The organism is Labrys sedimenti (genome assembly GCF_034424805.1).
Lineage (GTDB): Bacteria > Pseudomonadota > Alphaproteobacteria > Rhizobiales > Labraceae > Labrys > Labrys sedimenti.
Genome location: NZ_JAXOUF010000019.1, coordinates 61,187 through 83,055 on the forward strand (window position 1 = coordinate 61,187; position 21,869 = coordinate 83,055).

24 protein-coding genes are annotated in these 21,869 nt (G+C 61.4%); 10 read left to right on the top strand and 14 right to left on the bottom strand.

The window, feature by feature from the left end:
- Nucleotides 1-35: 35 nt before the first annotated feature.
- Both U1R88_RS29560 and U1R88_RS29565 read right to left on the bottom strand, forming a co-directional pair.
- Nucleotides 36-725, bottom strand: coding sequence for a UdgX family uracil-DNA binding protein (locus U1R88_RS29560; RefSeq protein WP_322434535.1), 690 nt, complete (start codon nucleotides 723-725; stop codon nucleotides 36-38).
- Nucleotides 726-931: 206 nt separating this feature from the next.
- Nucleotides 932-1,246 carry a plasmid stabilization protein gene (locus tag U1R88_RS29565; protein ID WP_322434536.1) on the bottom strand — a complete coding sequence of 105 codons (315 nt, stop codon included), beginning with the start codon at nucleotides 1,244-1,246 and terminating at the stop codon, nucleotides 932-934.
- Between the two features lie 169 nt (nucleotides 1,247-1,415).
- Here U1R88_RS29565 and U1R88_RS29570 point away from each other — a divergent pair, with 169 nt between their 5' ends.
- Nucleotides 1,416-2,060, top strand: a complete 645-nt coding sequence (locus U1R88_RS29570; protein ID WP_322434506.1) for a type 1 glutamine amidotransferase domain-containing protein — start codon at nucleotides 1,416-1,418, stop codon at nucleotides 2,058-2,060.
- Here U1R88_RS29570 and U1R88_RS29575 read toward each other — a convergent pair.
- Together U1R88_RS29575 and U1R88_RS29580 are read right to left on the bottom strand one after the other, a co-directional pair.
- Entirely contained in the window at nucleotides 1,978-2,979 is a 1,002-nt protein-coding gene (locus U1R88_RS29575; RefSeq protein WP_322434507.1) for a DNA topoisomerase IB, read from the bottom strand. The two genes, U1R88_RS29570 and U1R88_RS29575, sit on opposite strands and share 83 nt — an antisense overlap.
- Before the next feature lie 406 nt (nucleotides 2,980-3,385).
- The gene (locus U1R88_RS29580) at nucleotides 3,386-3,541 is read right to left on the bottom strand and encodes a DUF3309 family protein (protein WP_322434508.1); all 156 of its coding nucleotides are present in this window, start codon (nucleotides 3,539-3,541) and stop codon (nucleotides 3,386-3,388) included.
- A gap of 226 nt (nucleotides 3,542-3,767) precedes the next feature.
- On the opposite strand from U1R88_RS29580, the gene U1R88_RS29585 reads away from it, so the two are divergent.
- Both U1R88_RS29585 and U1R88_RS29590 read left to right on the top strand, forming a co-directional pair.
- A complete protein-coding gene (locus tag U1R88_RS29585) occupies nucleotides 3,768-4,043 on the top strand; it encodes a hypothetical protein (protein WP_322434509.1) in 276 nt (91 codons plus the stop codon).
- A 62-nt stretch (nucleotides 4,044-4,105) separates the two neighbouring features.
- Nucleotides 4,106-4,312 (top strand): CsbD family protein, encoded by a 207-nt coding sequence (locus U1R88_RS29590; protein ID WP_068290145.1) that lies wholly within the window; start codon nucleotides 4,106-4,108, stop codon nucleotides 4,310-4,312.
- A gap of 77 nt (nucleotides 4,313-4,389) precedes the next feature.
- Here the strand turns inward: U1R88_RS29590 and U1R88_RS29595 are convergent, their stop codons facing one another.
- Nucleotides 4,390-4,545, bottom strand: coding sequence for a hypothetical protein (locus U1R88_RS29595; protein WP_322434510.1), 156 nt, complete (start codon nucleotides 4,543-4,545; stop codon nucleotides 4,390-4,392).
- A gap of 38 nt (nucleotides 4,546-4,583) precedes the next feature.
- Nucleotides 4,584-5,366 carry a DUF72 domain-containing protein gene (locus U1R88_RS29600; RefSeq protein ID WP_425545497.1) on the bottom strand — a complete coding sequence of 261 codons (783 nt, stop codon included), beginning with the start codon at nucleotides 5,364-5,366 and terminating at the stop codon, nucleotides 4,584-4,586.
- Nucleotides 5,367-5,656: 290 nt separating this feature from the next.
- Here U1R88_RS29600 and U1R88_RS29605 point away from each other — a divergent pair, with 290 nt between their 5' ends.
- Nucleotides 5,657-6,160, top strand: a complete 504-nt coding sequence (locus tag U1R88_RS29605; protein WP_322434511.1) for a sigma-70 family RNA polymerase sigma factor — start codon at nucleotides 5,657-5,659, stop codon at nucleotides 6,158-6,160.
- Nucleotides 6,161-6,235: 75 nt separating this feature from the next.
- Here U1R88_RS29605 and U1R88_RS29610 read toward each other — a convergent pair whose 3' ends face one another.
- Nucleotides 6,236-6,481: a DUF982 domain-containing protein gene (locus tag U1R88_RS29610; RefSeq protein ID WP_068290139.1), complete on the bottom strand. Its 246-nt coding sequence runs from the start codon at nucleotides 6,479-6,481 to the stop codon at nucleotides 6,236-6,238.
- 118 nt (nucleotides 6,482-6,599) lie between these two features.
- On the opposite strand from U1R88_RS29610, the gene U1R88_RS29615 reads away from it, so the two are divergent.
- The 3 genes from U1R88_RS29615 to ligD all read left to right on the top strand — a co-directional run bounded on the left by U1R88_RS29615 (nucleotide 6,600) and on the right by ligD (nucleotide 10,374).
- On the top strand, nucleotides 6,600-6,791 hold the full coding sequence (locus U1R88_RS29615) for a hypothetical protein (protein WP_322434512.1): 192 nt from the start codon (nucleotides 6,600-6,602) through the stop codon (nucleotides 6,789-6,791).
- 159 nt (nucleotides 6,792-6,950) lie between these two features.
- Complete coding sequence (gene ku, locus U1R88_RS29620; protein WP_322434513.1) at nucleotides 6,951-7,835, top strand: non-homologous end joining protein Ku; 885 nt, start codon at nucleotides 6,951-6,953, stop codon at nucleotides 7,833-7,835.
- Between the two features lies 1 nt (nucleotide 7,836).
- Nucleotides 7,837-10,374, top strand: coding sequence for a DNA ligase D (ligD, locus tag U1R88_RS29625; RefSeq protein WP_322434514.1), 2,538 nt, complete (start codon nucleotides 7,837-7,839; stop codon nucleotides 10,372-10,374).
- A gap of 26 nt (nucleotides 10,375-10,400) precedes the next feature.
- On the opposite strand, the gene ku (U1R88_RS29630) is transcribed toward ligD, so the two are convergent.
- A complete protein-coding gene (ku, locus tag U1R88_RS29630) occupies nucleotides 10,401-11,192 on the bottom strand; it encodes a non-homologous end joining protein Ku (RefSeq protein WP_322434515.1) in 792 nt (263 codons plus the stop codon).
- Nucleotides 11,193-11,219: 27 nt separating this feature from the next.
- Nucleotides 11,220-11,639 carry an avidin/streptavidin family protein gene (locus tag U1R88_RS29635; RefSeq protein WP_322434516.1) on the bottom strand — a complete coding sequence of 140 codons (420 nt, stop codon included), beginning with the start codon at nucleotides 11,637-11,639 and terminating at the stop codon, nucleotides 11,220-11,222.
- A gap of 279 nt (nucleotides 11,640-11,918) precedes the next feature.
- Between U1R88_RS29635 and U1R88_RS29640 the strand changes: the two genes are divergently transcribed.
- From U1R88_RS29640 to U1R88_RS29650, 3 genes are all read left to right on the top strand, one after another.
- Nucleotides 11,919-12,149, top strand: coding sequence for a DUF2171 domain-containing protein (locus U1R88_RS29640; protein WP_322434517.1), 231 nt, complete (start codon nucleotides 11,919-11,921; stop codon nucleotides 12,147-12,149).
- A gap of 266 nt (nucleotides 12,150-12,415) precedes the next feature.
- Nucleotides 12,416-13,078 (top strand): hypothetical protein, encoded by a 663-nt coding sequence (locus U1R88_RS29645; RefSeq protein WP_322434518.1) that lies wholly within the window; start codon nucleotides 12,416-12,418, stop codon nucleotides 13,076-13,078.
- Between the two features lie 612 nt (nucleotides 13,079-13,690).
- Entirely contained in the window at nucleotides 13,691-15,976 is a 2,286-nt protein-coding gene (locus U1R88_RS29650; protein WP_322434519.1) for a hypothetical protein, read from the top strand.
- 124 nt (nucleotides 15,977-16,100) lie between these two features.
- Here U1R88_RS29650 and U1R88_RS29655 read toward each other — a convergent pair whose 3' ends face one another.
- From U1R88_RS29655 to U1R88_RS29675, 5 genes are all read right to left on the bottom strand, one after another.
- A complete protein-coding gene (locus tag U1R88_RS29655) occupies nucleotides 16,101-16,829 on the bottom strand; it encodes an SDR family oxidoreductase (protein WP_068290123.1) in 729 nt (242 codons plus the stop codon).
- A 75-nt stretch (nucleotides 16,830-16,904) separates the two neighbouring features.
- Nucleotides 16,905-17,993: an ABC transporter ATP-binding protein gene (locus U1R88_RS29660; RefSeq protein WP_322434520.1), complete on the bottom strand. Its 1,089-nt coding sequence runs from the start codon at nucleotides 17,991-17,993 to the stop codon at nucleotides 16,905-16,907.
- 3 nt (nucleotides 17,994-17,996) lie between these two features.
- The gene (locus tag U1R88_RS29665) at nucleotides 17,997-18,830 is read right to left on the bottom strand and encodes a carbohydrate ABC transporter permease (protein ID WP_322434521.1); all 834 of its coding nucleotides are present in this window, start codon (nucleotides 18,828-18,830) and stop codon (nucleotides 17,997-17,999) included.
- A complete protein-coding gene (locus tag U1R88_RS29670) occupies nucleotides 18,827-19,768 on the bottom strand; it encodes a carbohydrate ABC transporter permease (protein ID WP_322434522.1) in 942 nt (313 codons plus the stop codon). Before U1R88_RS29670 ends, U1R88_RS29665 begins: the two co-directional genes overlap by 4 nt.
- 64 nt (nucleotides 19,769-19,832) lie before the next feature.
- Nucleotides 19,833-21,116 carry an ABC transporter substrate-binding protein gene (locus tag U1R88_RS29675; RefSeq protein WP_322434523.1) on the bottom strand — a complete coding sequence of 428 codons (1,284 nt, stop codon included), beginning with the start codon at nucleotides 21,114-21,116 and terminating at the stop codon, nucleotides 19,833-19,835.
- Between the last annotated feature and the right edge of the window lie 753 nt (nucleotides 21,117-21,869).

Here is a 21,869-nt window from a genome sequence, read left to right on the forward strand (position 1 = left end):
ACGCAAATCCGGCTGGTCCAACTTCGCGTCGATAGCTATTCCCCGAGGACCGTGTGGATCTTGCGCAGATCCTCGATGAAGGCGGTGCGCGCGCGTTCGGCGGCACCCGAGTCCGGGATACGCTGCAGATAGCTGGGATGAACGGTTACGAGAACCTGGAGCCCGTCCGGGCCGGACAGAACCTGGCCGCGCTGCTTCATCACGCCGACGGCGCGCCCGAGCAGGGCCAGGACGGCCGTTGCTCCCAGGGCCACCACCAATCGGGGCTTGAGGATTTTCAGTTCCCTGTCGAGCCACCATTTGCAGGCCTGCACCTCGCCGGCATTAGGCCTTTCGTGGATCCGGCGCTTGCCGCGGCGTTCGAATTTGAAATGCTTGACGGCGTTGGTGACGTAGCACTCGTCGCGGTCCAATTCCGCTTCCTTGAGGCATCGATCCAGCAATCGGCCGGCCGGCCCGACAAAGGGGCGCCCCTGCAGGTCCTCCTGATCGCCCGGCTGCTCACCGACCAGAACCAGGCGGGCGTGCTCGCTGCCTTCTCCCGTTACGACCTGGGTGGCGTGCTCGTAGAGATCACAGCGCCGGCAGCCGCCGGCGAGTCGCCGGATATCAGCGAGCGTGGCGATCTCCTCGCGATCCGAAGCTGAGGTTTCCGCCTCAGTTGGAGGGTGGGTGCCGGCACCCGTTCGAGCTTGCCGCGCCGTCATCGATCCGGATCGTCTGATCTGCGTGGAGGAGGCCCTTTGTCCGGCGGGCGCTTGACGCCTCCGCCGGGCTTGCTGTGGGCTCGCCTTTCCTGCGGATCGGTCGGCGGTTTCACCTTGTCGAACCGATATTCCTCTCGCTCGGTGGCGTAGGGCTGGTCGTGCTCCCTCTCCGTCCGCTTTGGCTTTCGGGCCATGGTTTCCTCCCTCATGCTGCAGACATCACCTCAGGCATTGTGGGCTTCGTGGCGTTTGCGCGTGGCGGCTGCCTTCTTGGCTGAAGCGGAGCGCGCGGCTGCCGGGCGCGAGGCGGAAGCCTCACCACCGAGTTTGCCGCCCTTGTGGGATGCCGGATGGGTGGTGGATTTTCCGCGTCCCGAACCACCTGGTTTCTTGCCGCCACCATCATCCTTGTTGACAGTGGCCCAGGCGCGCCTTTCGGCCTCCTTTTCGGATACGCCGCGCGCCTCATAGCCTTCGGCGATATGATCTGCCTTGCGTTCCTGCTTGTCGGTGTATTTCGACTTGTCTCCACGGGGCATCATGAGCCTCCTTTGTGCTGGCCTTCCTAACCGGTACGGCCGCCCCGGGTTCCCGAGCCTCCTCGGCGTGACGGCCGCCATGGCTTGCCGTCGATGGGAGGGAAGGAGGAACCGGTGCCGGCATCGGGGGTTCGATGAGCATGGACAAGCCCGCCGACAGGAGGTTTCCATGCCCGATATCAGGCACGCCAGGATACTCATGATCGCCACGCACGGCTTCGAACAATCGGAACTGGTCGAGCCGCGCCATCAGCTGCGCAGCAACGGGGCCGAGGTCGACCTTGCAACGCCCGACGGCCTGCCCATCCGTGGGTGGAACAGAACCGATTGGGGAGAAACAGTCGAAGCGGATCTCAAGATAGGAGAGGCCCGGCCGGATGATTATGATGCTCTCGTCCTGCCCGGCGGCGTGATGAACCCCGACAAGCTCAGGACAGATGATGCGACCATCGAGACCGTCCGCAATTTTATCGACACCGGCAAGGTTGTCGGCGCAATCTGCCATGCCCCTTGGCTTCTGGTCCAGGCCGATGCCATTCGAGGGCGCGACGTGACGTCCTACCAATCCATCCGAAGGGATGTCGAAAATGCCGGCGGCCAATGGATCGATCGGGACGTCGTCGCCGACAACGGCATCGTGACAAGTCGCGGACCGCAGGACATTCCAGCCTTCGTGGCGAAGATCGTCGAGGAAATCCAGGAAGGCCGGCACAAGCGCGCGCGGGATCTGATCAGACCGTCGGTTCCTTCGGTGCCAGAAGACCCAGCGCCGCCTCGGCGCGGCGCCGATAGCCGCTCGAGCGGGCCTTCATGAAGGCTGTGTGCAGCCGGCCCGTCTTGAAGGAGTCGATGATCAGCGCCGGCACATAACTCTTGCGGACGACGGCCGGCGTGTTGACGAGGTGATACGAAACCTGCCGCATGACGGCGGCAATCTGGCGTTTCCGGCCGGCCATGCTGCGGGCCGGGGTTAGGGCGGCCAGCTCCTGGACGGCCCATTTGCTGGCGCCCAGCAGGCGCAGATCCTTGGCTGTGACATCAATGCCGGAGATGCTGCGTAGATAGGCATTGATGTCGTCGGCTTCAATCGTGTGGCGGGCCCCTTCCGCATCCACGAACTGAAACAGCCTGGGACCGGACAGGGTACGCAAGCGGGCGAGAGCACGGGCGAGGGCGGCATCCTCCGCCCTGCGACGGATGGGTTTGCCGCCCTTGCCACGGAAACGCAGTTCCACCCGGCTTGCCGTGATGGTGACGTGCCGTTTGAGCAGGGTGGCCGCACCATGGCTGCCATTGTCCCGCGCATAGGCTTCGCCGCCGACCCGGATATGCGTGCTGTCGATCAAGGCGACGGCACAGGCGACCGCCTTGTTCCGGTCCAGCTTCGGGGAGGCGAGGTCGCGGCGGATGGCCGCCCGGATCCTGGGAAGCGTCCGCACGAGCTTCATCATGTTCAGGGTTTTGCGGTTTTCTCGCCTGCGTTCCCATTCGGGATGATAGCGATATTGCAGCCGGCCGGCTTCGTCTCGGCCGATCGCCTGGATATGAGCCCGCTCGTCCGATGCAATGCGCACCTGCGAATAGGCCGGCGGAATGGCAAGAGCACGAAATCGGGCCAGGGCTGTCTTATCGGTGATGCGTTCCCCCGCCGCGTCGACATAGGAAAATCCGCGCCCGCAGCGGCGTCGGCGCAGCTCGAGTTGATCGGGCGAGACGATCTTCAATTTTGGCACGGGTTCCTCCCTGCGGCAGGGCAACGGCAGAATGAACGGGTTCCGAAGGTTGGGAATCGATCAAACCATCTGGCGCGCCGGGAACCCCTGCGGGCATCGAAGGTTCGGAGAGGAACGCCGCGCCATGGCGCGGCTCAGGTCGTAATGCGCGGAGGAGCGATCCCATGAGATCCAGGCAAGACGGAACCGGCATGGCTCCCTATGCGGCCGAATCCCGGCGTGAAATCCGCACGCTAGGCCCCGGTGGCCGGGGAAATGCCGAGAGTTTGGCAGATTCCATCCGGCGTGGCGTCACGCTGGCACGTGCGGCCGAGGCGGTCGACAGATCGGCTTCCGGGCAAGGCAATGCAGAAGAAGGCGGCACGAGACGCAAGCGGGCACCGCCGTCTTCCCAGCCTCGATAGCTTCATATTCGACCGAGCAGGACGAGTAGAAGCACAATGACGACGACAAGGCCAAGGCCGCCGCTGGGCCAATACCCCCAACCGGCGGAATAAGGCCATGTTGGCAAAGTGCCAACCAGAGCAAGTATAAGTATGATGAGGAGAATTGTGTATAGCATGGAAATCTCCTTTATATTGGCGTCATATAACTCGTATGTGCCGAGATCGGTTCCATGAATTTATTGGTTACTGATATATTTCTGATTTATGAATCAAAAATATTGAGGTATCTCGATCGCTCCTGGTGAGGGTTGGCGAATGCCGACAATCGACGGTGGGCAAGGCTTGCCATAGGTCGATACCGGCTCAGCTCAGCCAGCGACTTTCCCGTTTGAGGAGGATGGCATGTCCGGTCTTCGTCTTCTGGCGTCGCTTGCAGCTGCGTTCACCATCGCCAAGCTGCTGGACGAAAATCGCCGTTTGCGGGCGGAACGGGAGGCTCGCATTGCTCGGGAACTGGCCCTGGATGAGAAGGCTAGGCGCGGATTGGGTGGGGAGCGCCACGCCGGAACCGAGGCGATGCGCTATCCTCCCCGGCATTGGGATGAGGTTGATGAGGCGGCGGATGAATCCTTTCCCGCTAGCGATCCTCCAGCCTTCAATACCCGCAGCACGACATAGCCGGGCGACAGAACATTTCGGCTCCTGGAGAGTTCGGTAGCGGTCTCAAACAGGAGGACGACATGGACTGGAACCGCGTGGAAGGAAACTGGAAGCAGCTCAAGGGACAGGTGAAGGAGCAATGGGGTAAGCTTACCGACGATGACCTGGATGTCATCGCGGGTCGGCGCGACCAGCTCGAAGGCAAGCTCCAGGAGCGTTATGGGCTCACCAAGGACAGAGTTCGCTCAGAGATCGACTCCTGGTACGCCAGCCAGAAGTGGCAGTAAAACCAACGCCCCGGCTCGCCCTTCGTGTGAGCCGGGGCATTCCATGTCCTGGAGCGGCGCCATGGGTAGTGAACGCGTCAATTCACGACATAGATGAAGCGCGTCCGTCCCCGTCTATCCCGGCACCACCAATAGCCGCGCAGGCCGCGAGCTTCCTGAAGCGTTGCATAGCTTTTTTCACGCACGATCCGCTCGTTCGAGCCGGGGCCCAGTTGTGCGATATGAAATGTCATGGCCTGTTCCTTTCGGGTAGACGCGGCCCGGCTGGGCCTCAAGCCGCGGAAGTGAGGCGCCTGACCGGCTGCCCTAGCCGCTCCATCAAGGCCTGGGCGTCATGGGGCGCCTGCAACTTGTCGGTATTGTCGAAGAAGACGAAGACATCGCGCCGTCCTGATATGTCCCTGGCCGGGCCGATGAACCGGCTTTCGACTGGCTTCCTGCCCTGGGTCCATGCCTTGGCCCGCTTTGCCCAGAGATCGATCGCCTTGGCGCCGTAGGCACTGCGATAGAGTTTCTTCGATCCGTGCAGCCGGCAATAGGTGAAGTCCGAGGTAGCGTCCATGACGAGCGGCCAATCGACACTGTCGGCGCAGACCAGCGCCATATCGGCCTCGCGCAGCAGGGTGATGAAATCGCCGACGAGGAAGCTTTCATGCCTGATTTCGAGAGCATGCCGTATCGGCTGTTCGCCGGCGGTTTTCAGCCAGGGTTCGGTGCGAAGTTTGTCGTCATGCTGCCTGGCGATATGCAAGGCAGCGGTGGTGTTCCGAGGTAGGCGTCTCAGGAAGTCAGCGAGCAGATCCGTATCGAACCGGAAATTGGGCGGCAATTGCCAGAGGATCGGCCCCAGCTTGTGCCCTAGCCGCAAGACCCCGGACGCGAAGAAGTTGGCGAGCGGCGCCGAAATATCGCGCAGTCGCTTGACATGGGTGATGAAGCGGGGGGCCTTGACGGCGAAGGTGAAATCCACCGGGGTCTGGTCGAACCATCGCCCGAAGGTCGCCGGGCTCTGCAGACGATAGAAAGTGCTGTTGACCTCGATCGTCCGGAACATGGTGCTGGCGTAGTCCTTCCGGATAGAAGTCGCCGCGCCAGGGCGGATAGGCCCAGCCCGATATGCCGATGCGAATATCTGCGTGGCGCATGCAGCCTCCGTTGACGGACACAGCTGGTGTCGACCAAACCTGCATCGGCCCATGCTGTTCCAGACTGCCGACGAAGAGCGGAGATTCATCACGAAGTTCGACCCGGCGACGGAACAACCACCGTTATCTTCGCGTTGACCCAGGACATCCCATCATTTCAGCCGTCAAACGAAGGGGATTTCCTTTGCAGGATAATCACGTGACCGAGAATGCTGAGCGGGCCGACATCGTAAAGCTGATCCCAGCCTTGCGGGCCTTTGCGCGCACCTTCTGTCAGGAACCCGCCGATGCCGACGATCTGGTTCAGGAAACGCTTCTCAAGGCTCTCGCCAATATCGATCAGTTCGAACCGGGAACCCGTTTGAAGTCCTGGCTCTTCACGATCATGCGCAACAGCTATTGCACGAAGGCCAAGAAGCGGAGCCGTGAAGTGCTGCGTGGTGACGACACGCTGTTCGACAGTGCGGCGATGCCGGGCGAACAGGAATGGAATGTCAGGATCGGCGAGGTCGGCCGGGCGTTCCAGTGCCTGCCCGACAAATACAAGGAGATCATCGCCCTGATCGTGGTTCTGGGAGAATCCTACGAAAGCGCGGCGGGGATCTGTGGCTGTGCCGTAGGCACGGTCAAGAGCAGGCTCAACCGGGCGAGGGCCCGCCTGAGCTGTGAAATGGGCGAGGATGACTACAGACAGGCGAGCTAACTGCGGCCGCCATGCGTTTTGCTTGCAGCCGCAGGACCGCTCCGCCAGCTGCGGGCGAAGAAATGAGTCCTCCCCTCAAGGCACGACGTCGATTTCGGCTTCCTTGCAAGCCTCGAGGAAGGCGGCCCGGGCATCGTCGGGGCCTCCGATGCCTGCCAGAACATCCAGGCAGGTGCGCTGGGCTTCGATGAACTTCGGCCCGATGTCGGCAGGCCAGTCGTTCTGCAGATAGTAGGATGCCTCTTCCGTCGAAGTCAGGATCCTGATGTCTCCGCCCTCGGTTCCAAACTGGACCGGGCGGCTCCAGGGCTGGGTGTCCATATCATATCTCCTGCTCAACAACCCGAGCGGGATCGGATGGTTCCGGCACGGCCGGAACAGGAACGTATCGTCAGGAAAGAAGTTGGGGGCGCAGGCAGATCGAGAAAAGGAGGCCGACATGACCCCCACGGTCGAAAAGGACAATGTCCAGCCGGCACCGCCCGATGGGCGAGAGACGCAGAACATCACGACCGATACCGTTCGGCAGGGGCCGGCGGGATGGCGGGTTCTCTACGTCCTGATCCTGGGAATGGCAGGTGCGGCCCTGGCCTGTTTCGTTGCCTACATGATCTGGACATATGTCCAATAGGCAGGCCCCTTGGCTTCGTCGCAGGGGGCTGCCTTTGGCGTTGATGCCGACATCGATGGCCTGCCGGAACAATAGTGCCGACGCCCGGTTTGAGAAACGGTCGCGGGCACCGGCTCAAAGCTTCTCGCGACGTTCATCGTCGAGCCCGGAGGCGGATCCATGGCACCACGAGCGAACTGGAAGGGGTTCTTGAAAATCGCCGAGGTCACGTGTCCGGTTGCGCTCTATACGGCCGCATCGGCCTCCGATCGCATCGTGTTCCACACGCTCAACCGTGCAACCGGCCATCGCGTCCATCGCATCTTCATCGATGGCGAGACCGGCAAGACCGTGCCCCGGGAGGAACAGGTCAAGGGCTATGAGACCGCGCCCGGGGACTATGTGGTGCTGGAGCCCGAGGAAATCGCCTCGGCTGTCCCCGAAAGCGACAAGACGCTTGCCGTCGACGCCTTTATCCGGTGCCGGGAGATCGATGATATCTATTTCGACAATCCCTATTATCTTGCGCCCGCCAACAGCGAGGCTGCGGAAGTCTATGCCGTGATCCGCGACGGCATGAGGGACCGGCAAGTCGCGGCGCTGGCCCGAACCGTGTTGTTTCGGCGGGTTCGGACGGTGTTGATCCGGGCGCAGGGACCCGGCCTGATCGCGACCACACTCAATTTCGACTATGAGGTGCGTGCGGCCGAAGAGGTGTTCGACGAGGTGCCGGACCTCACCATCAAAGGCGAGATGCTGGATCTGGCCGAGCATATCATTCGAACCAAGTCGGGCTGGTTCGATCCATCGAAATTCGAGGATCGCTATGAAGAGGCTCTCGCCGACCTGGTCAAGGCCAAGATCGAGGGAAAACCGGTTCCTATCCGCAGGGAGCCCGTGCGCGAGAAGGTGGTCGATCTGATGGCCGTGTTGCGGGAGAGCGCCGGGCTGGTTGAGGGCAAAACGGCTCAGCGGTCCTCGGCGCCGGCCAAGGTCGCCCGCAAGACCGCAGCGCGCAAGACGCGTGCGAGCAGGACCCGCACCGCTCGACGCAAGGCGAGCTGACATGAGCGCGCTCGAGCCCTATCACAACAAACGCGATTTCAAGGTGACGCCCGAACCGAAGGGACGCGCCGGGCGCAGGCGCGGCAACAGCTTCGTGATCCAGAAGCACGACGCCAGGCGGCTGCATTATGATTTCCGGCTCGAAATGGACGGCGTGCTCAAGAGCTGGGCGGTAACCCGGGGTCCCAGCCTGGTTCCCGGCGAGAAGCGCCTTGCCGTGCATGTCGAGGACCATCCGCTCGACTATGGAGATTTCGAGGGAACCATCCCCAAGGGAGAATATGGTGGCGGCACGGTGATCGTCTGGGATCGCGGGACCTGGCAGCCGATCGGGGATCCGCGTCGGGGCTATGACAAGGGACATCTGGGATTCGAGCTGAAGGGCGAGAAACTCACTGGCCACTGGCATCTGATCCGCATGCGCGGCAAGCCGCGTGAAAAGCGCGAGAACTGGCTGCTGATCAAGGGCGATGACGAGGCCGCTCGCCCGCCGGACGCTCCCGACATCCTCGAGGAGCGGCCGGAATCGGTAAAGACGGGCCGCCAGGTTGCAGAGGTCGCTGGCGAAGAGCCGGGCTGGTCATCGAGGACCGGCAGGATCGCGCCCAAACGCAGGCGAGCCCAACCATCGGAGGGGCGACAGGAGCCTGGCGCCGTCTCCGATCCGGCCTCGATCAAAGGCGCCAGGAAGGCGCCGATGCCGGATTTCGTCGAGCCGACACTCGCGACGCTGGTCGCCAAGGCGCCGGCAGGTTCCGATTGGGTGCACGAGATCAAATTCGATGGCTACCGCCTCCAGGCGCGCATCGAGGCAAAGCGAGTGACGCTTCTGACCCGCAGCGGGCTCGATTGGACCGAAAAGTTCGGCGGACCGGTGCGCGCGGCGTTGCAGGCCTTGCCGGCACGTTCGGCACTCCTCGACGGCGAACTGGTGGTCGAGACAGGCATGGGCGCTTCGGATTTTTCCACCCTTCAGGCGGATCTGAGCGAAGGCCGCTCTGACCGCTTTGTCTATTACGGCTTCGATCTCCTCTATCTCGACGGCCATGATCTCCGGGCCCTGCCACTCATTCGGCGCAAGGCGCTCCTGCAGCAATTGCTGGCTCAGGCCACAAAGGAAATTCGCTTTTCCGATCATTTCGAGGAAAGCGGTGCCATGGTGCTGCGCCATGCCTGCCGGCTGAGCCTCGAAGGCGTCGTCTCCAAGCTTCGCTCCGCCCCCTACCAGTCGGGGCGCGGCCGGAGTTGGGTGAAGTCCAAATGCTCGGCACGCCAGGAACTCGTGGTCGGCGGCTATGTCCCGTCCACCACGTCCCGAACGGCGGTCGGATCGCTCGTCCTCGGCGTCTATCAGGGCGACGAGCTGGAGCCGGTCGGCCGTGTCGGCACCGGTTTCACCCGATCGGTCGCCGAAGACCTGTTCCGGCGGCTGGAGGGCATGCGTATCAAGCAAAGCCCGTTCGGCCGGCCGCTCACGGCCGAGGAAGGCCGGCAGGTGCGCTTCACGCGTCCGGAATTGGTGGCGGAGGTGGAATTCCGGGCCTGGACGGCCGATCGTCATCTGCGCCATGCTGCCTTTCGCGGCCTTCGTGAGGACAAGCCGGCGAGAGAGGTCGTCAGGGAGACCAGGAAAAAGGCAGGAACCATGGCTGCAGCACCGCGCCGTACCGTGAAGCTCACCCATCCGGACCGGCTCTATTGGCCCCAGCAAGGCGTGACGAAGGAAGGACTCGCCGATTATTATGCCGAGGTGTGGCGCGTCATGGCGCCCTTCGTCGTCGGCCGGCCCCTCGCCCTGTTGCGCTGCCCTGATGGCATCGACGGGCCGCGCTTCTTCCAGAAGCATGCCTGGAAGGGTGTGAACGAACACATCCTTCAGGTGAGCGATCCCAAGGACGGGGATGGCGAGCCCCTGATCGCGATCGAGGATCTCGACGGCCTGATCGGCCTGGTCCAAGCGGCCGTCCTGGAGATCCACCCCTGGGGGTCGACGCTCGCCGACTGGGAGCGGCCGGACATGATCACCATGGATCTCGATCCGGGCGATGATGTCGCCTGGAGCGAGGTGATCGCAGCGGCTGAACAGGTGAAGGAGCGCCTCGAACAAGCCGGGCTTGCCGCCTTCGTGAAGACATCGGGCGGCAAGGGGCTGCATGTGGTCGCTCCCCTCAAGCCGAAAGCCAGTTGGCCGAAGATCAAGGCCTTCGCCAAGGCCCTTGCCGACGCCATGGCCGCCGACAGTCCGGATCGTTTCGTCTCGACCATCACCAAGGCCAAGCGCCATGGCAAGATCCTGATCGATTATCTGCGCAACCAGCGCGGCGCCACGGCGGTTGCGCCCTATTCGACGCGGGCGCGGCCCGGTGCCGCCGTCTCCATGCCGATTGCCTGGGAGGAACTGGCGCCGGCGATAGGCCCTGCCTATTTCACGGTGACGAACACGCCGACGCGCCTATCGGCACTTGCCGCTGATCCCTGGGCGCATTTCCGCGAGGCGGCCGTGCCACTCGAGGCCCGCGCGGCGCGCAAGGCAGCCTGACCAGGCGAGCGCCGTACCTGCTGGAATCAGTGCCGTGCCTCGTGCGCCAGGCTCTTGCGCAGGGCATCCATGATACTGACGACCTTGCCGGACTCCTCGCTCTTGCGCCGGGCCACGGGCCGACGCCGTCCTTTCTTCTTGGCGGCGATAGTCTCGAGAAGGCGCTCCTGCACGGGGTCGCGGACCATGTTCCGGTTCCAGGGTCTGGTGCGCCCGTCGATCAGTTTTTGCATGAGCTGCATCGTGGGGCGATCAGGGCTGATATCGCCGAACTCGCCGAAATAGGCGTGGGGGTCACGGACCTCGTCGCCGAAACGCAGCGTCCATACGACGATGCCCTTGCCGCGGGGCTCCAGCATCACCGCGCGCTCGCGCCGATACATCACCAGGCGGGCGATCCCGACCATCTTCGTGGTGACCATGGCGTTGCGAATGACCGCGAAAGCCTCTTCGCCGACGGGATCGTCCGGCGTCAGATAGTGCGGCTTGTCGAGCCAGATCCATTCGATGTCGCCATGGGGGGTGAAGAGGTCGATGTCGATGGTGCGGGTGCTCTCCAGGGCGACCGCTTCGATCTCCTCGTCATCGAGCATGACATAATCGTCCTCGCCGCGCTGATAGCCCTTGATCTCGTCCTCCTCGTCGACGCGCTTGCCGGTGACCGCATCGACATATTGGCTGATGATGCGGTTGCCGGTTGCCCGGTTGAGCGTGTGGAAATGGACCTTCTCGCTTTCCGAGGTCGCCGGCGTCAGCGCCACAGGGCAGGTGACCAGCGAGAGCTTGAGGTAACCTTTCCAGAACGGACGAGAAACCATGGGGCTTTCTCCTGAAGCCGGACTCATTCATGCCCGGACGCCTGTCTTTTCCTGAACTCTGTCCCGACCGGCCTTCACGTCGGGCTCATCCTGGGCCTCCCGAAGGAAGGTATCGGCGTTCGTCGTCACCGCATGCGGCCAGGGCCGCTCGGTGATGCGGGCGTCCGGATCGAGCCGGCCGTCGGAGATGACGTGCCAGACCGTATGGAGGCGGTCGCCGCGCAACAATCCGCTATAGGAACACAAAAGGTCCCCGCCCGCGGTTGAAGCCGTAAAGGCAAAGCTGATGCAATGTCCCAGATGAATGCCGCAGACCGCGATTTCGGTACCGTAGAAACCGCTATCGAGCAGTGCCGTCTTGAAAGTGCCGGTGACCTGGCCATCCCCGTCTTCGGTAATGGTGAGGATCGAGCCATACTGGTTTTTCCATTTTCCTACCCAGCTCATGCCATCCTCCATATTGGCCCTTCCGCTGCTGCCGGCGCAGTCCCGCTGAGAGAAGGGCGCCATGCCGGCGGGATGGCGTGCGTTCGGCACGCCTGCGAAAAATCCCTCCCCAAGGAGAACCAGACTGGACAAGGATTGTTTCATGCTGCGCCCGGGCGGCTGGCGGAAACCCGTTGCCATGGGCCTCGACGGGCCAGCCGATGTCGTCGCTCCGCGATGCTTGAGGAACTTCGTATCTGTCTGGTGGTTAGGTGCTCGTTTCTAACGCGAGCGCACCCAATGATGGATATCCGAGAGAATATGGAAGTCGTCGATGCCAATGACCAACATGTCGGTATCGTCGAAAAGGTGGAAGGCACCTCGATCAAGTTGAGCAGCCATGAAATGCTGGATCCCCGGAAGCCCTTTCTCGACATGTCTCAAGTTTCCGCCGTCGAGGGCAACAAGGTGAAGTTGCGGCAGAAGGTGTCGGCTGTTTCGACGCGAGCTTTCCTGTCTTCCGAGGGATAGGTGCTCAAAGGGGCGAGGCGTCAAGTGAAGCCCTTTGCTTTCAGCGAGCGATGGGAGGTCGCGAGAGGCTCCCATGGTATTTTCAGTGCCTCCGACGGCGCATGGTGAAGCTGTTTCTCCTCGCGGTGGCCGAGATGTTCTCAATTCTTCGTCCGCGACATATCATTCGGGGGTGAATCGGGCATGGTGCTTGGACTTGAAACCGCCCGGGCGGGAACATAGCAGCCGGCCGATGCCGAGCATGCGAATTTCACAGGATGCTTGACATGGGCATGACGCCTCGCCCGCGCACCACTGGCTTGCGGCAATTCCTCGAGCTTGAGCAGCAGCGCGAATGGATAGAGGGCAGAATCGACTTGCCGGACACAGCCGATCGCTCGGAGTCCCTGGAGCATCGATTCAAATATGCCGCTCGCTTTGCAAAGCTGCTTTGCCGTCCCCAAGCAAAGGAAGTGCTGGAGATTCTCAGGCTATACGGTCCAAACTGTATTCCGATCCTGCGCAAGACCGAGCGTTACTACTGGTCGGTTTCCTGTCTGCCGTCGACCTCGGACAAACCGCTGATACGCGTCAATGCGAGCTGGATGGAGCTTTTTACACTCTATGCCCAGGGCGAGGACGTCCGCGCCAGATTCATCGTGCATCTTTCGGATTTCACCAAAGATCGTTCCGCCACGCCGAACCAGGTGGACGAACCCTTGCTCGAGCAAAGCGTCGCCGCGCCGGAGGACGTCAGTTATTTCTTCCCAAGCGGGGCGGACATGTTCGGCATCAATGTGCGCAGCTCCGTCTCGATACGCCAGTTCCTCGCGAACAGCCGCGTCTTGCGCGCCATTCGGGCGTTCAACCTGACGCACATGAACCGGGGTCGGAACGCCTACCAGGCGAGCCATTGCTACAGCGTGGTGGATTACATGCTGGCAGACTGAGAGGCTGTGAAGGGCGTGCCGACCTGGCGAACGCCACAGCGCCGCATGTCGAGAAGTCGAAACGACAACGAAAGCATTTTTGTGCTTGGCCGTCTTGCCTGAACGACGATGCCAAGTTCGGCTGGTATGCGGCCTCATGTCGGTCCAGGACGATCATAAAAGCATGGGGCAATGAGTGGGACGCGTCTGCAGATTCGGCTCCGCTTCTTGGAGATGCATGATTTTGGAGACGCATGATTTCAGTATCGAGCTCGCTGCCCCTGTCCAGACCCGTGGGATCTTGCGGGAAAATTTAGGGCACGATCTCAGTTTTCGTGTCGCTTCACCAATTGAAGAACTTATTATCTGTAGTAGTTCGTAGTGATAAATCTACATGCCGATGCAATCATACCCCTTTGGGTAATAGTCAGCTGAAGATTTATTGGGAATGTTGCTGCTCATTCACCGCGACGCAGCGCGTGGAATTTGTCAGCGGCCGGCCCAGCCATGACCGGTCCTGATCTCCAATAATCTGTCGACAGCCGCCGGGGGCATTGAGGTGACTCCGTTGGACGGTGCGGTGCGGCAAACTCTCGCCCACTCAACCTCCCTCCCGGCCATGAGGAGCAAGAAATGGGCTACGTTCCTGTGATAGTCGGCGACCAGGTCGAGGTCTCCGGCGGCAATATTCCGGTCGGGACTACCCTGACCGCAGGTCAATGGATCATCAGCACGGCCAATACCTACCTGCTGACCATGCAGACGGATGGCAATCTCGTGCTGTACCAGGTGATCGGCACGCCTCCGGAGAGCGGGGGGAGCTTTACCGGCTTCGCGCTGTGGTGGACCGGCACAGATGCCAATGGCGGCAAGACCTTCTCCGTCCAGACGGACGGTAACCTGGTCGTCTATGACAGTGACGGTTCCCCGGTCTGGTCATCCGGCACGGTCGGCCTCCCGGCTGCAAATCTGACCGTGCAGAACGACGGCAACCTGGTGCTCTACTCCGTGCAGCTCGCGGCGCTATGGGCAACGTATACGAATGACAGCCAGGTCTGGCCCAAGTCGAACTGGAGCTACATCCAGTATAGCTTGTCCGAGCAAGGGCAGGCGCCCCTGGTCCTTACCGCAGGCAGCGGCGGCCTGACGCTTACCCCGGCGCAGACGGCGGCGCCTTCGCAGATGTGGCAGTTCACCCCTGATGGGCGCTTGCTCAGCGGCTTGCTGGGAGGCGAGGTGCTGACCCAGCAGACCGCCAGCGACGGCTCGGCCAGCCTGGTCCTCGCCACCCAGACCATGCCCCCTGCGGGCGCGCAGATCTGGGTCTTCAGCAGTGCGCTGGAGGCGGCTTCCATCACTGCCCTGGATTCAGGGCTGGTCCTCGGCGTCGGCAGCGACGGCACATCAGTGCAACTGCAATCGCTTACCGGTGCGGATGCGCGGCAATGGTTCCTGATGCCGGCCAATCCGCTGCAGGCGGTCATCGCGCTGCCCCCGGCAAACCCGTCCTTTCCGGCTTTCACGACGGAGCAGCAACAAGTCTATGCCGTGATCAACCAGCGGCTGAACCTCGCGCCTTCGACCTTGCGCGAGCAGTACACCAATTTGAATGCTGCCATCGGCAGCTATCAAACCAGCGTACTCGGGATGACATTCGACTCCTTCGACCCTGACGTCTGGAAGCCGGTTGTCGAGCAGCTCAATCGTGAGATGACGGCTGTCATCGTCGTGCACAACCTGTTCAACAATTATAGCACCTTCCACAACGCCCTCTTTGCGGATCAGAGCGACCTGCTGTCCGAACTCACGGCCCTGGCCGGTTTCGAGACCGGGGACGATCAGACCACGGGGGTCTGGGGCGTCATCATCAACATCCTCTCCTCGATCGTGTACACCGTGCTCTCGGCGGACCCGGCAACCGCGGTGGCGGCCAATATCATCCAAAGCGCGGTGAATGTTGCCCTGGCAGCGAGCGATGTCGGTACGCAAAGCATTACCGCAAGCCCGTTCCAGGTCACCGCCGCCCAACTTGCGGGCCAGCTCAGCGATTCCCTCGAAACCCTGCTGACGACGGTCGGGGATATGGCAACCACGATCCTCACCGATTGGACCAAGCTCCAGGCGACGGCCAAATTGGGCATATCGTTTGCCCCCAATGGGCTGGCGTGGCCTCCTCTCACGACTGCGGAACTCGTCAAGCAGGCCAAGCCGAGTTACGTCGCCTCGGTGATGCAGATGTTGTTGCAGGCCAAATTCCGCATCTATCAATACTCGACGAGCAATGCGAGCGGATCGGGCTTTGCCAGCCAGTATGATGATGCTCCGAGCTACGGCAAATACGCATCGTCCCAGCCAGATGGAAGCAGCGTTTGCTATTGGATCGCCGACGCGAACGACTATGGCACCTATCCGTCCAGCCAGGCCATGGATGTCATCTGGGGCGCAGGCGTGCCGCAAAACGACTTCTTCGCCGGCAATAATGGCTGGGGGCTGCCTAAGGCCGTCTACGAACCGGCCGGCGCCCCGCCCTTCGACATCCTGGCGGTGGCGATCACCAACCTCACGCCCAACATGCTGACGATCACGGCCGACTGCACGGAAGGTTCTCTGCTCTCGCCGGCCAACACCGTACTGGCGCCCTACAGTACCGTGTTGCTGCTGGGACAGTGCCTCAGCAATCTCAAGGGGCAGGCAATCACATTCACGCTTTATGATCCGTCCGCCGGCCCGACTGCGGGCGATTTCGTCGCCCAGTTTTCGACGCACCAGCATCCCGGCGGCATCGTCGTTGGCGACGTCTGGGCCGATGGCCTGAATCAGGCCGGCAACTACACCCTGACCGCGCCGGTCTGCTACGAGGGGTCCATGGGCCAGACCTATTCCGGCTCCGTGCAGATTGCGGTGGCCCGGACCTGCTGACGGAACTCAGGCAAGGCTGGCGGTGGAATTGAGATGAGTACGGGGGACAGTGTCACGTTGGCAAGATTTCGACATGGCCGTGGCGTGGCTGGCCCTCGCGCTCATTTGTACGGTCTCTTTCACCCTATCTGCAGGTATAACCGCCATCGATGGGTAGCGAGACGCCGGTGATCATCGATGCCGCATCGCTCAGCAGGAACACGATGGGGGCAGCAATCTCGTCCTCCGTTGCCCAGCGGCCCAGTGGCATGTTCTTCAGGAAGGGTTCGGCGACGTGGGGCTGGCTCCAATGTCCTGAAGATATCGGCGTCATGACCACGGTTGGGTTCACGCTGTTGACGCGAATATTGTATTTGCCGAGCTCGAGCGCCGAGACACGCGTGATGTTGTCGAGCGCTGCTTTGGATGAGCCATAGGAGATGTGACCGTCGAGAGCCACCAGGGCCGCCTGGCTGGAAACGTTGACGATCGCGCCGCCTTTGCCGAGCCGAACCATCGACTGGGTGGCATATTTGGTGACGATCAGGGCCCCACGGGCGTTGATGCTGATCACCTTGTCGAAAATAGCGATATCGGTGTCCATCGGGGTGGCGATCTCCCCGCCGAAGCCGCCGCAATTCACGACGCCCCACAGGTCGAGCCCTTCCAGCGCGTTTCGGATCTCCTCTTCGGATGCAAGATCAAACGCCAGGGTGCGGCAGCCTGTTTCCTCCGCGATGGCGTCCAGCGCACTTTGCGAACGTCCGCTCGCGATGACCTTGGCATTGGCCTTGACGAGATGGCGTACAGTGGCGCCTCCGATGCCACCGCTGCCGCCCGTGACCAGAATGGTGCGCCCGTTGAAGTCGGTCATTTGTCGTCTCCTTTGCAAGTCTTTGTGGTGTCCGAGGTGTCTGCGCGGTGTCATAGGCAGCCCGAAGCCGGTTCGTCAGTTCGCCTGCGAAACGCGCAGGCCTTCCGCGTTGAACAAATGGCAGGCCTGCCTGGGGAAGGACGAAGCAACCTGGTCCCCCGCCCGGGCGCGCCGGCCGGCACTGTCGCGGATAACCAGGGCTTCGTCGTTGCAACGCAGATGAATGAAAGTGTCGCTGCCCAACATCTCGACCATGTGGGCCTGGCCGACGTAATCGGCAGGTCCCCCGTCGAGGGAATAGGTCACATGCTCCGGTCTGATGCCCAGGGTAACCGCATCTCCGGGTTTCAGCCCCGTGGCGAGGGGAACGCGCATATGAGCCCCGATCTCCAACCCAATGGATAGGTGTCCGCCGTCGACGGTTTCGACCCTGCCTTTCAGCAGGTTCATGGCAGGTGAGCCGATGAAACCCGCGACGAAGAGATTGGCTGGCTTCTCATAGAGCTCCAGCGGCGGGCCCACCTGTTCGATGCGGCCGGCATTCATCACCACGATGCGGTCAGCCAAAGTCATGGCCTCGACCTGGTCATGGGTGACGTAGATCATGGTGGATGCGAGTTCGGCCTTGAGCCGGGCGATCTCGAGCCGCATGCCGACACGCAACGCCGCATCGAGGTTCGACAGGGGCTCGTCCAGGAGGAAGAGCTTGGGCTTGCGCGTAATCGCCCGCCCTATCGCCACGCGCTGGCGCTGGCCCCCCGAGAGCTCCCGTGGCCGGCGGCGAAGATAGGTGGACAGGCGCAATTTATCGGCCACCGTCGCGACCCGGTCCGAGATCTCGCTGCGCGGCGTGCGGGCGATTTCCAACCCGAAGCCGATGTTCCGGCTGACATCCATGTGCGGGTAGAGTGCGTAGGACTGGAAGACCATCGCCACGCCGCGCTCCGTCGGCTCGGCCGCACTCATATCGGTACCGTCGATGAGGATCCGGCCCGAGGAGATCGGCTCCAGCCCGGCAATGGTCCGCAACAGGGTTGACTTCCCGCAGCCCGAGGGCCCGACGAGCACGCAGAACTCCCCATCGGGTATGGTCAGCGAAAGCTCCGGTATGACCGAGTAGTTTCCGAACCGCTTGGTGATGTTGTCGATCGATAGCGTGGCCATGCCTCAGCCTTTCACCGCGCCGGCCAGCAGACCTCGGACAAAGGCTCTCTGTACCAGCACGTAGAGGAAGATCAGGGGAAGAGCGATCAAGGTGAGGATCGCGAACAAGGCGCCCGGATTGGCCATGTAGAGGCCGGAATACTGCATTGGAACGATGGTAAGCGTTTTCATTTCGGCCTTGGTCAGAACGATCAGGGCCAGGAAGAATTCGTTCCAGGTCACGATGAATTGCCAGATGGTCACGAAGACCAGGGCCGGGCGCACCAGCGGCAGGGCAACGTGCCAATAGGTCTGCCAGGGAGTGCACCCGTCAATGCGCGCCGCTTCGAAGAGCTCCTGCGGCGAATCCTCCATGAAGGCCTTGAGGATCACCATCGCAAAAGGCACCCCAAGCGCGGCATAGGGCATGATCAGGCCGATATAGGTGTTGATCCAGCCGAAATTCTTCAGAAGGATTGCGAGGGGCAGAACCAGCGAGGCGAGGGGTACCATCAGCGTGGTCAAGAGAGCCGTATAGATGAAAAGCGTCCCCCTCAGGCGCAGCACAGCACATGCGAAAGCAAAGAGCGAAGAGATCGCCACGACGATCGCCACGGTCGCGACCGTGACGATAAGGCTGTTCAGGAAGATCCTGCTGAGAGGATTGTCTCGGATCACCGTCACGAAATTGTCGAAGGTGACTGGCCAGGTGACGAGAGAGGCATCGAAGGCCTGGGCCGGGGTCCGCAGTCCGATCGAGAGCATATAGATCTGCGGAACCATCCAGAGCGCCAGCACGATGAACAGCACGAGGTGGATGATGAACGAGCGGATCTGGTTTCGCGTGAGGCTGGTCATGATCTTTCCTTCGACGCTGGCGTGAGGCGAGTGCCGAGGAGAACGATCTGGATCAGCGAAAGCGCCAGGGCGAGCAGCAGGACGATAACCGAGAGCGCCGCTCCGTTTCCGCTGTCGTTGAGGATGAAGCTCTGCTTGAAAATATAGGTGCCGAAGACTTCGCTGGCGTGGTTGGGCCCGCCGCCGGTCATCAGATGGACGATCGGGAAGGTCTGCAGCGTACCGATGATGCCGAGCAATAACAGCGACTTGGTCGCCGGCGCGAGCATCGGTATCACGACATTCACGGCCAGACGCCAGCCGGTGGCGCCGTCGATGCGGGCCGCATCGAGAATTTCGCTCGGCATGTTCGCAATGCCGGCGATGTACATCAGCATCGAAAACCCGGTCCACTGCCAGATATTCACGATGATGAGGGCATAGATCGCCGTCTTGGCATCGCCGATGGGCGAGCTCGACATCACGATCCCGACATGCTTCAGATATTCCTGGGCGATGCCGTAGTAAGGCGCATAGATCTGGACCCAGACGAGGCTGACGACGGAAACCGATGTCACCACGGGCAGGAAGAACATCGTGCGGAAAAAGCCGCGCAAACGATGGGTATGGCGTTCGATGAAATAGGCGAGCAAGCCGCCAATCACCATCTGCACCGGGATGGTGATCACGGCCCAGAGCGTCATGTTGCGCACGACCACCCAGAATGTCGGGTCGCGCAGTACGCCGATGTAGTTTGCCGACAGGCTCAGCGAGGGCGCGCCAGCCGCATCCTTGGTATAGAAACTCTGGCCGAGAACCCAGAGGATCGGATAGGCGATGAAGACGATGAACAACGCCACTGCCGGGATCACGAAGCCGTAGCGACCCAGGGCTCTCCTCGAGGCGGAATATTTCGTCGTCGCGATCGCATGTCCAGCCATCCCGGTTCCTACTGCCATGTCTTCTTCTCCGGGAAGGACCGGGTGCACCGCACCCGGCCCCCTCAGCTGTTGACTTGCCGGGTTACTTGCCGAGCGCCTTGTCCGTCGCGGCTTGCACGGAGGCCAATGCCGCCTCCGGCTGCACACTGCCATCCGCAACGCCGGCGAGCGCATTGTCCAAAGCCTCGGCGACGGCGGGCGAGGCAAAACGCTGGTTCTCGGCCTTTGGCAGATCGGCCATGAACCGGGCCGACATCTGCTTGACGTGATCGGTGATGTCGCCCTTGGGTTCATGCCCCTCGAAAGCCGGCAGATCGTTGAGATCGTTCAACGCCTGCTGCAGGCCGACGCCATTGGTCAGCTCGGAGAGGAAGGTCCAGGCCTCGGGATTCTTCGCCCCGTTCTTCGTCAGGCCATAGCCGATGTCGATGCCCCCGATCGGCGGGCTTGCGGAGCCGCCATCCTTGACAGGCGGGAGATAGAAATAGTCGAAGCCATCCATGTTCTGGACATATTCGGAAAGCGGCGGCGGAAACTTGCTTTCCTGCATCCACCACGAACCCAGTGCCATCATCCCGACGCGGCCCTGTGCGAACAACTGGGCACCGGTGGGATAGGCATGCGCGCCCAGGGCACCCTGCTGGAAGATGCCGTCGTCGAACAGGCCCTTCCAGGCCTTCATCGCGGAGACCAGTTCAGGTGCCGACCAGGGCATCTGGCCAGCCTGGGCCTTGTCGACGATCCCCGGTGAGAATTGATTGGCGAGCATCAGGAATACGTTCTCGTTCTGCCAGCCGTCAGCAGCTCCCTGGAACATCGGGATGTAGCCACCATCGGTGAGAGCCTTCGAAGCTGCCTTCAGATCGGCATATGTCTTGGGAACGGAGATCTTGAGTTTTTCAAAGAGTTTTCTGTTGTACCAAATGCAAAGAACCTGTGATTCCTGGGGGACGATGTAGGTTTTGTTGTCTCCCGCCGGATTGCCCATCTGCATCTGCTTGCGATTGACAGCGAATACATTGTCCTTCCAGTCCTTGCCCCATGTCTTTGCTGCGAGTTCGTCGACCGGGGCCAGATTGTCGCGGTATTGCTGGGTCAGGGAGCCCGGCTGCAGGCCAATGACGTCAGGCAGGCTGTTGGAGGCCGCAGCCGCCTTGAGCGCCGTTATGTATTCCGGCGAGTAATTATAGTAGGTATAGGTTATCTTGACACCGGGATGTGCCTTCTCGAAGGCATCTATGGACTTTTGCATGGTGCTCTGGATGAACCAGGACCACACCGTCACTTCCTTTTGCTGTGCAAACGCCGACACCGTCGACAAGGCAAGCACAAGCATGCTTGTGCCAAGAAATGCTCTGCGTCGCATAACGTCTCCTCCTCCTGGATATTTTTATGTTTATGGTGCGCACGCGCTGCGCTGTATTTGCGCGTAAACCTCCCTCGCTATGGTCGTATCAAGACAAGGGAGCGAGGGCGTTGCAGTGTCGGTGCCTGGTCGAACACTCGGTCCGGCCCAGTCTCACACATGGCCTGGTCAACTGGCCTCACAGGGGTGCAGGCGAATGCCTCTTGTTCGGCCAGCCATTCCAAGCCCGATTGAGAGACCGGGATGATGTCGACGATGTCTCGCGCGTCCGCGCCGACATCGCGGTCCTTGTTGCAGCCGGCGCGGTGATTTGCCGGTTTCTGATCAAGTCTGGTTGACACCGGATGGACCTCGTTGGAGGGCATTGCTCTGGCTTGCTCGTCATAAAAGCAAAATTCCAAACTCTGTCAATCTCTATCTAATTAGCGCAGAAAGATTGATCGAGCTTCGCGCTCGAGCTCTTGAATGCGGCCACATCCTTCAATGTTTTCCGGTAGTTTGGAGCAAAATTCAATGAATTCGCCGATGCCTCGCTCTCTCCAGAGTCAGCTCGGCTTCGGAGCTATCTCCATTTTTGACTGTGTGTTTTTGCCCATCTTCAGAAAATCATGATCAAATAGCGATAAAAAGCATGTGCGTTGGATCAAATGACCCAGATTATTGCGTTTCCGCCAAAGACGGCGATATCGTAGACGAGAGTTCGATTGCCCAGTTGATCGATAATGATAGAAATTGAAGGATCGAGCGTAATGA

Coding starts and splice junctions, on each gene's coding strand:
- U1R88_RS29655 (WP_068290123.1), bottom strand. CDS start 16,829: ATGACCGACTTCAACGGGCGCACCATTCTGGTCACGGGCGGCAGCGGT.
- U1R88_RS29565 (WP_322434536.1), bottom strand. CDS start 1,246: ATGCCCCGTGGAGACAAGTCGAAATACACCGACAAGCAGGAACGCAAG.
- U1R88_RS29585 (WP_322434509.1), top strand. CDS start 3,768: ATGTCCGGTCTTCGTCTTCTGGCGTCGCTTGCAGCTGCGTTCACCATC.
- U1R88_RS29580 (WP_322434508.1), bottom strand. CDS start 3,541: ATGCTATACACAATTCTCCTCATCATACTTATACTTGCTCTGGTTGGC.
- U1R88_RS29645 (WP_322434518.1), top strand. CDS start 12,416: ATGGGCATGACGCCTCGCCCGCGCACCACTGGCTTGCGGCAATTCCTC.
- ku (WP_322434515.1), bottom strand. CDS start 11,192: ATGGTTTCTCGTCCGTTCTGGAAAGGTTACCTCAAGCTCTCGCTGGTC.
- U1R88_RS29670 (WP_322434522.1), bottom strand. CDS start 19,768: ATGGCAGTAGGAACCGGGATGGCTGGACATGCGATCGCGACGACGAAA.
- U1R88_RS29600 (WP_425545497.1), bottom strand. CDS start 5,366: ATGTTCCGGACGATCGAGGTCAACAGCACTTTCTATCGTCTGCAGAGC.
- U1R88_RS29595 (WP_322434510.1), bottom strand. CDS start 4,545: ATGACATTTCATATCGCACAACTGGGCCCCGGCTCGAACGAGCGGATC.
- U1R88_RS29675 (WP_322434523.1), bottom strand. CDS start 21,116: ATGCGACGCAGAGCATTTCTTGGCACAAGCATGCTTGTGCTTGCCTTG.
- U1R88_RS29640 (WP_322434517.1), top strand. CDS start 11,919: ATGATGGATATCCGAGAGAATATGGAAGTCGTCGATGCCAATGACCAA.
- U1R88_RS29650 (WP_322434519.1), top strand. CDS start 13,691: ATGGGCTACGTTCCTGTGATAGTCGGCGACCAGGTCGAGGTCTCCGGC.
- U1R88_RS29570 (WP_322434506.1), top strand. CDS start 1,416: ATGCCCGATATCAGGCACGCCAGGATACTCATGATCGCCACGCACGGC.
- U1R88_RS29615 (WP_322434512.1), top strand. CDS start 6,600: ATGACCCCCACGGTCGAAAAGGACAATGTCCAGCCGGCACCGCCCGAT.
- U1R88_RS29660 (WP_322434520.1), bottom strand. CDS start 17,993: ATGGCCACGCTATCGATCGACAACATCACCAAGCGGTTCGGAAACTAC.
- ku (WP_322434513.1), top strand. CDS start 6,951: ATGGCACCACGAGCGAACTGGAAGGGGTTCTTGAAAATCGCCGAGGTC.
- U1R88_RS29635 (WP_322434516.1), bottom strand. CDS start 11,639: ATGAGCTGGGTAGGAAAATGGAAAAACCAGTATGGCTCGATCCTCACC.
- U1R88_RS29610 (WP_068290139.1), bottom strand. CDS start 6,481: ATGGACACCCAGCCCTGGAGCCGCCCGGTCCAGTTTGGAACCGAGGGC.
- U1R88_RS29665 (WP_322434521.1), bottom strand. CDS start 18,830: ATGACCAGCCTCACGCGAAACCAGATCCGCTCGTTCATCATCCACCTC.
- U1R88_RS29590 (WP_068290145.1), top strand. CDS start 4,106: ATGGACTGGAACCGCGTGGAAGGAAACTGGAAGCAGCTCAAGGGACAG.
- ligD (WP_322434514.1), top strand. CDS start 7,837: ATGAGCGCGCTCGAGCCCTATCACAACAAACGCGATTTCAAGGTGACG.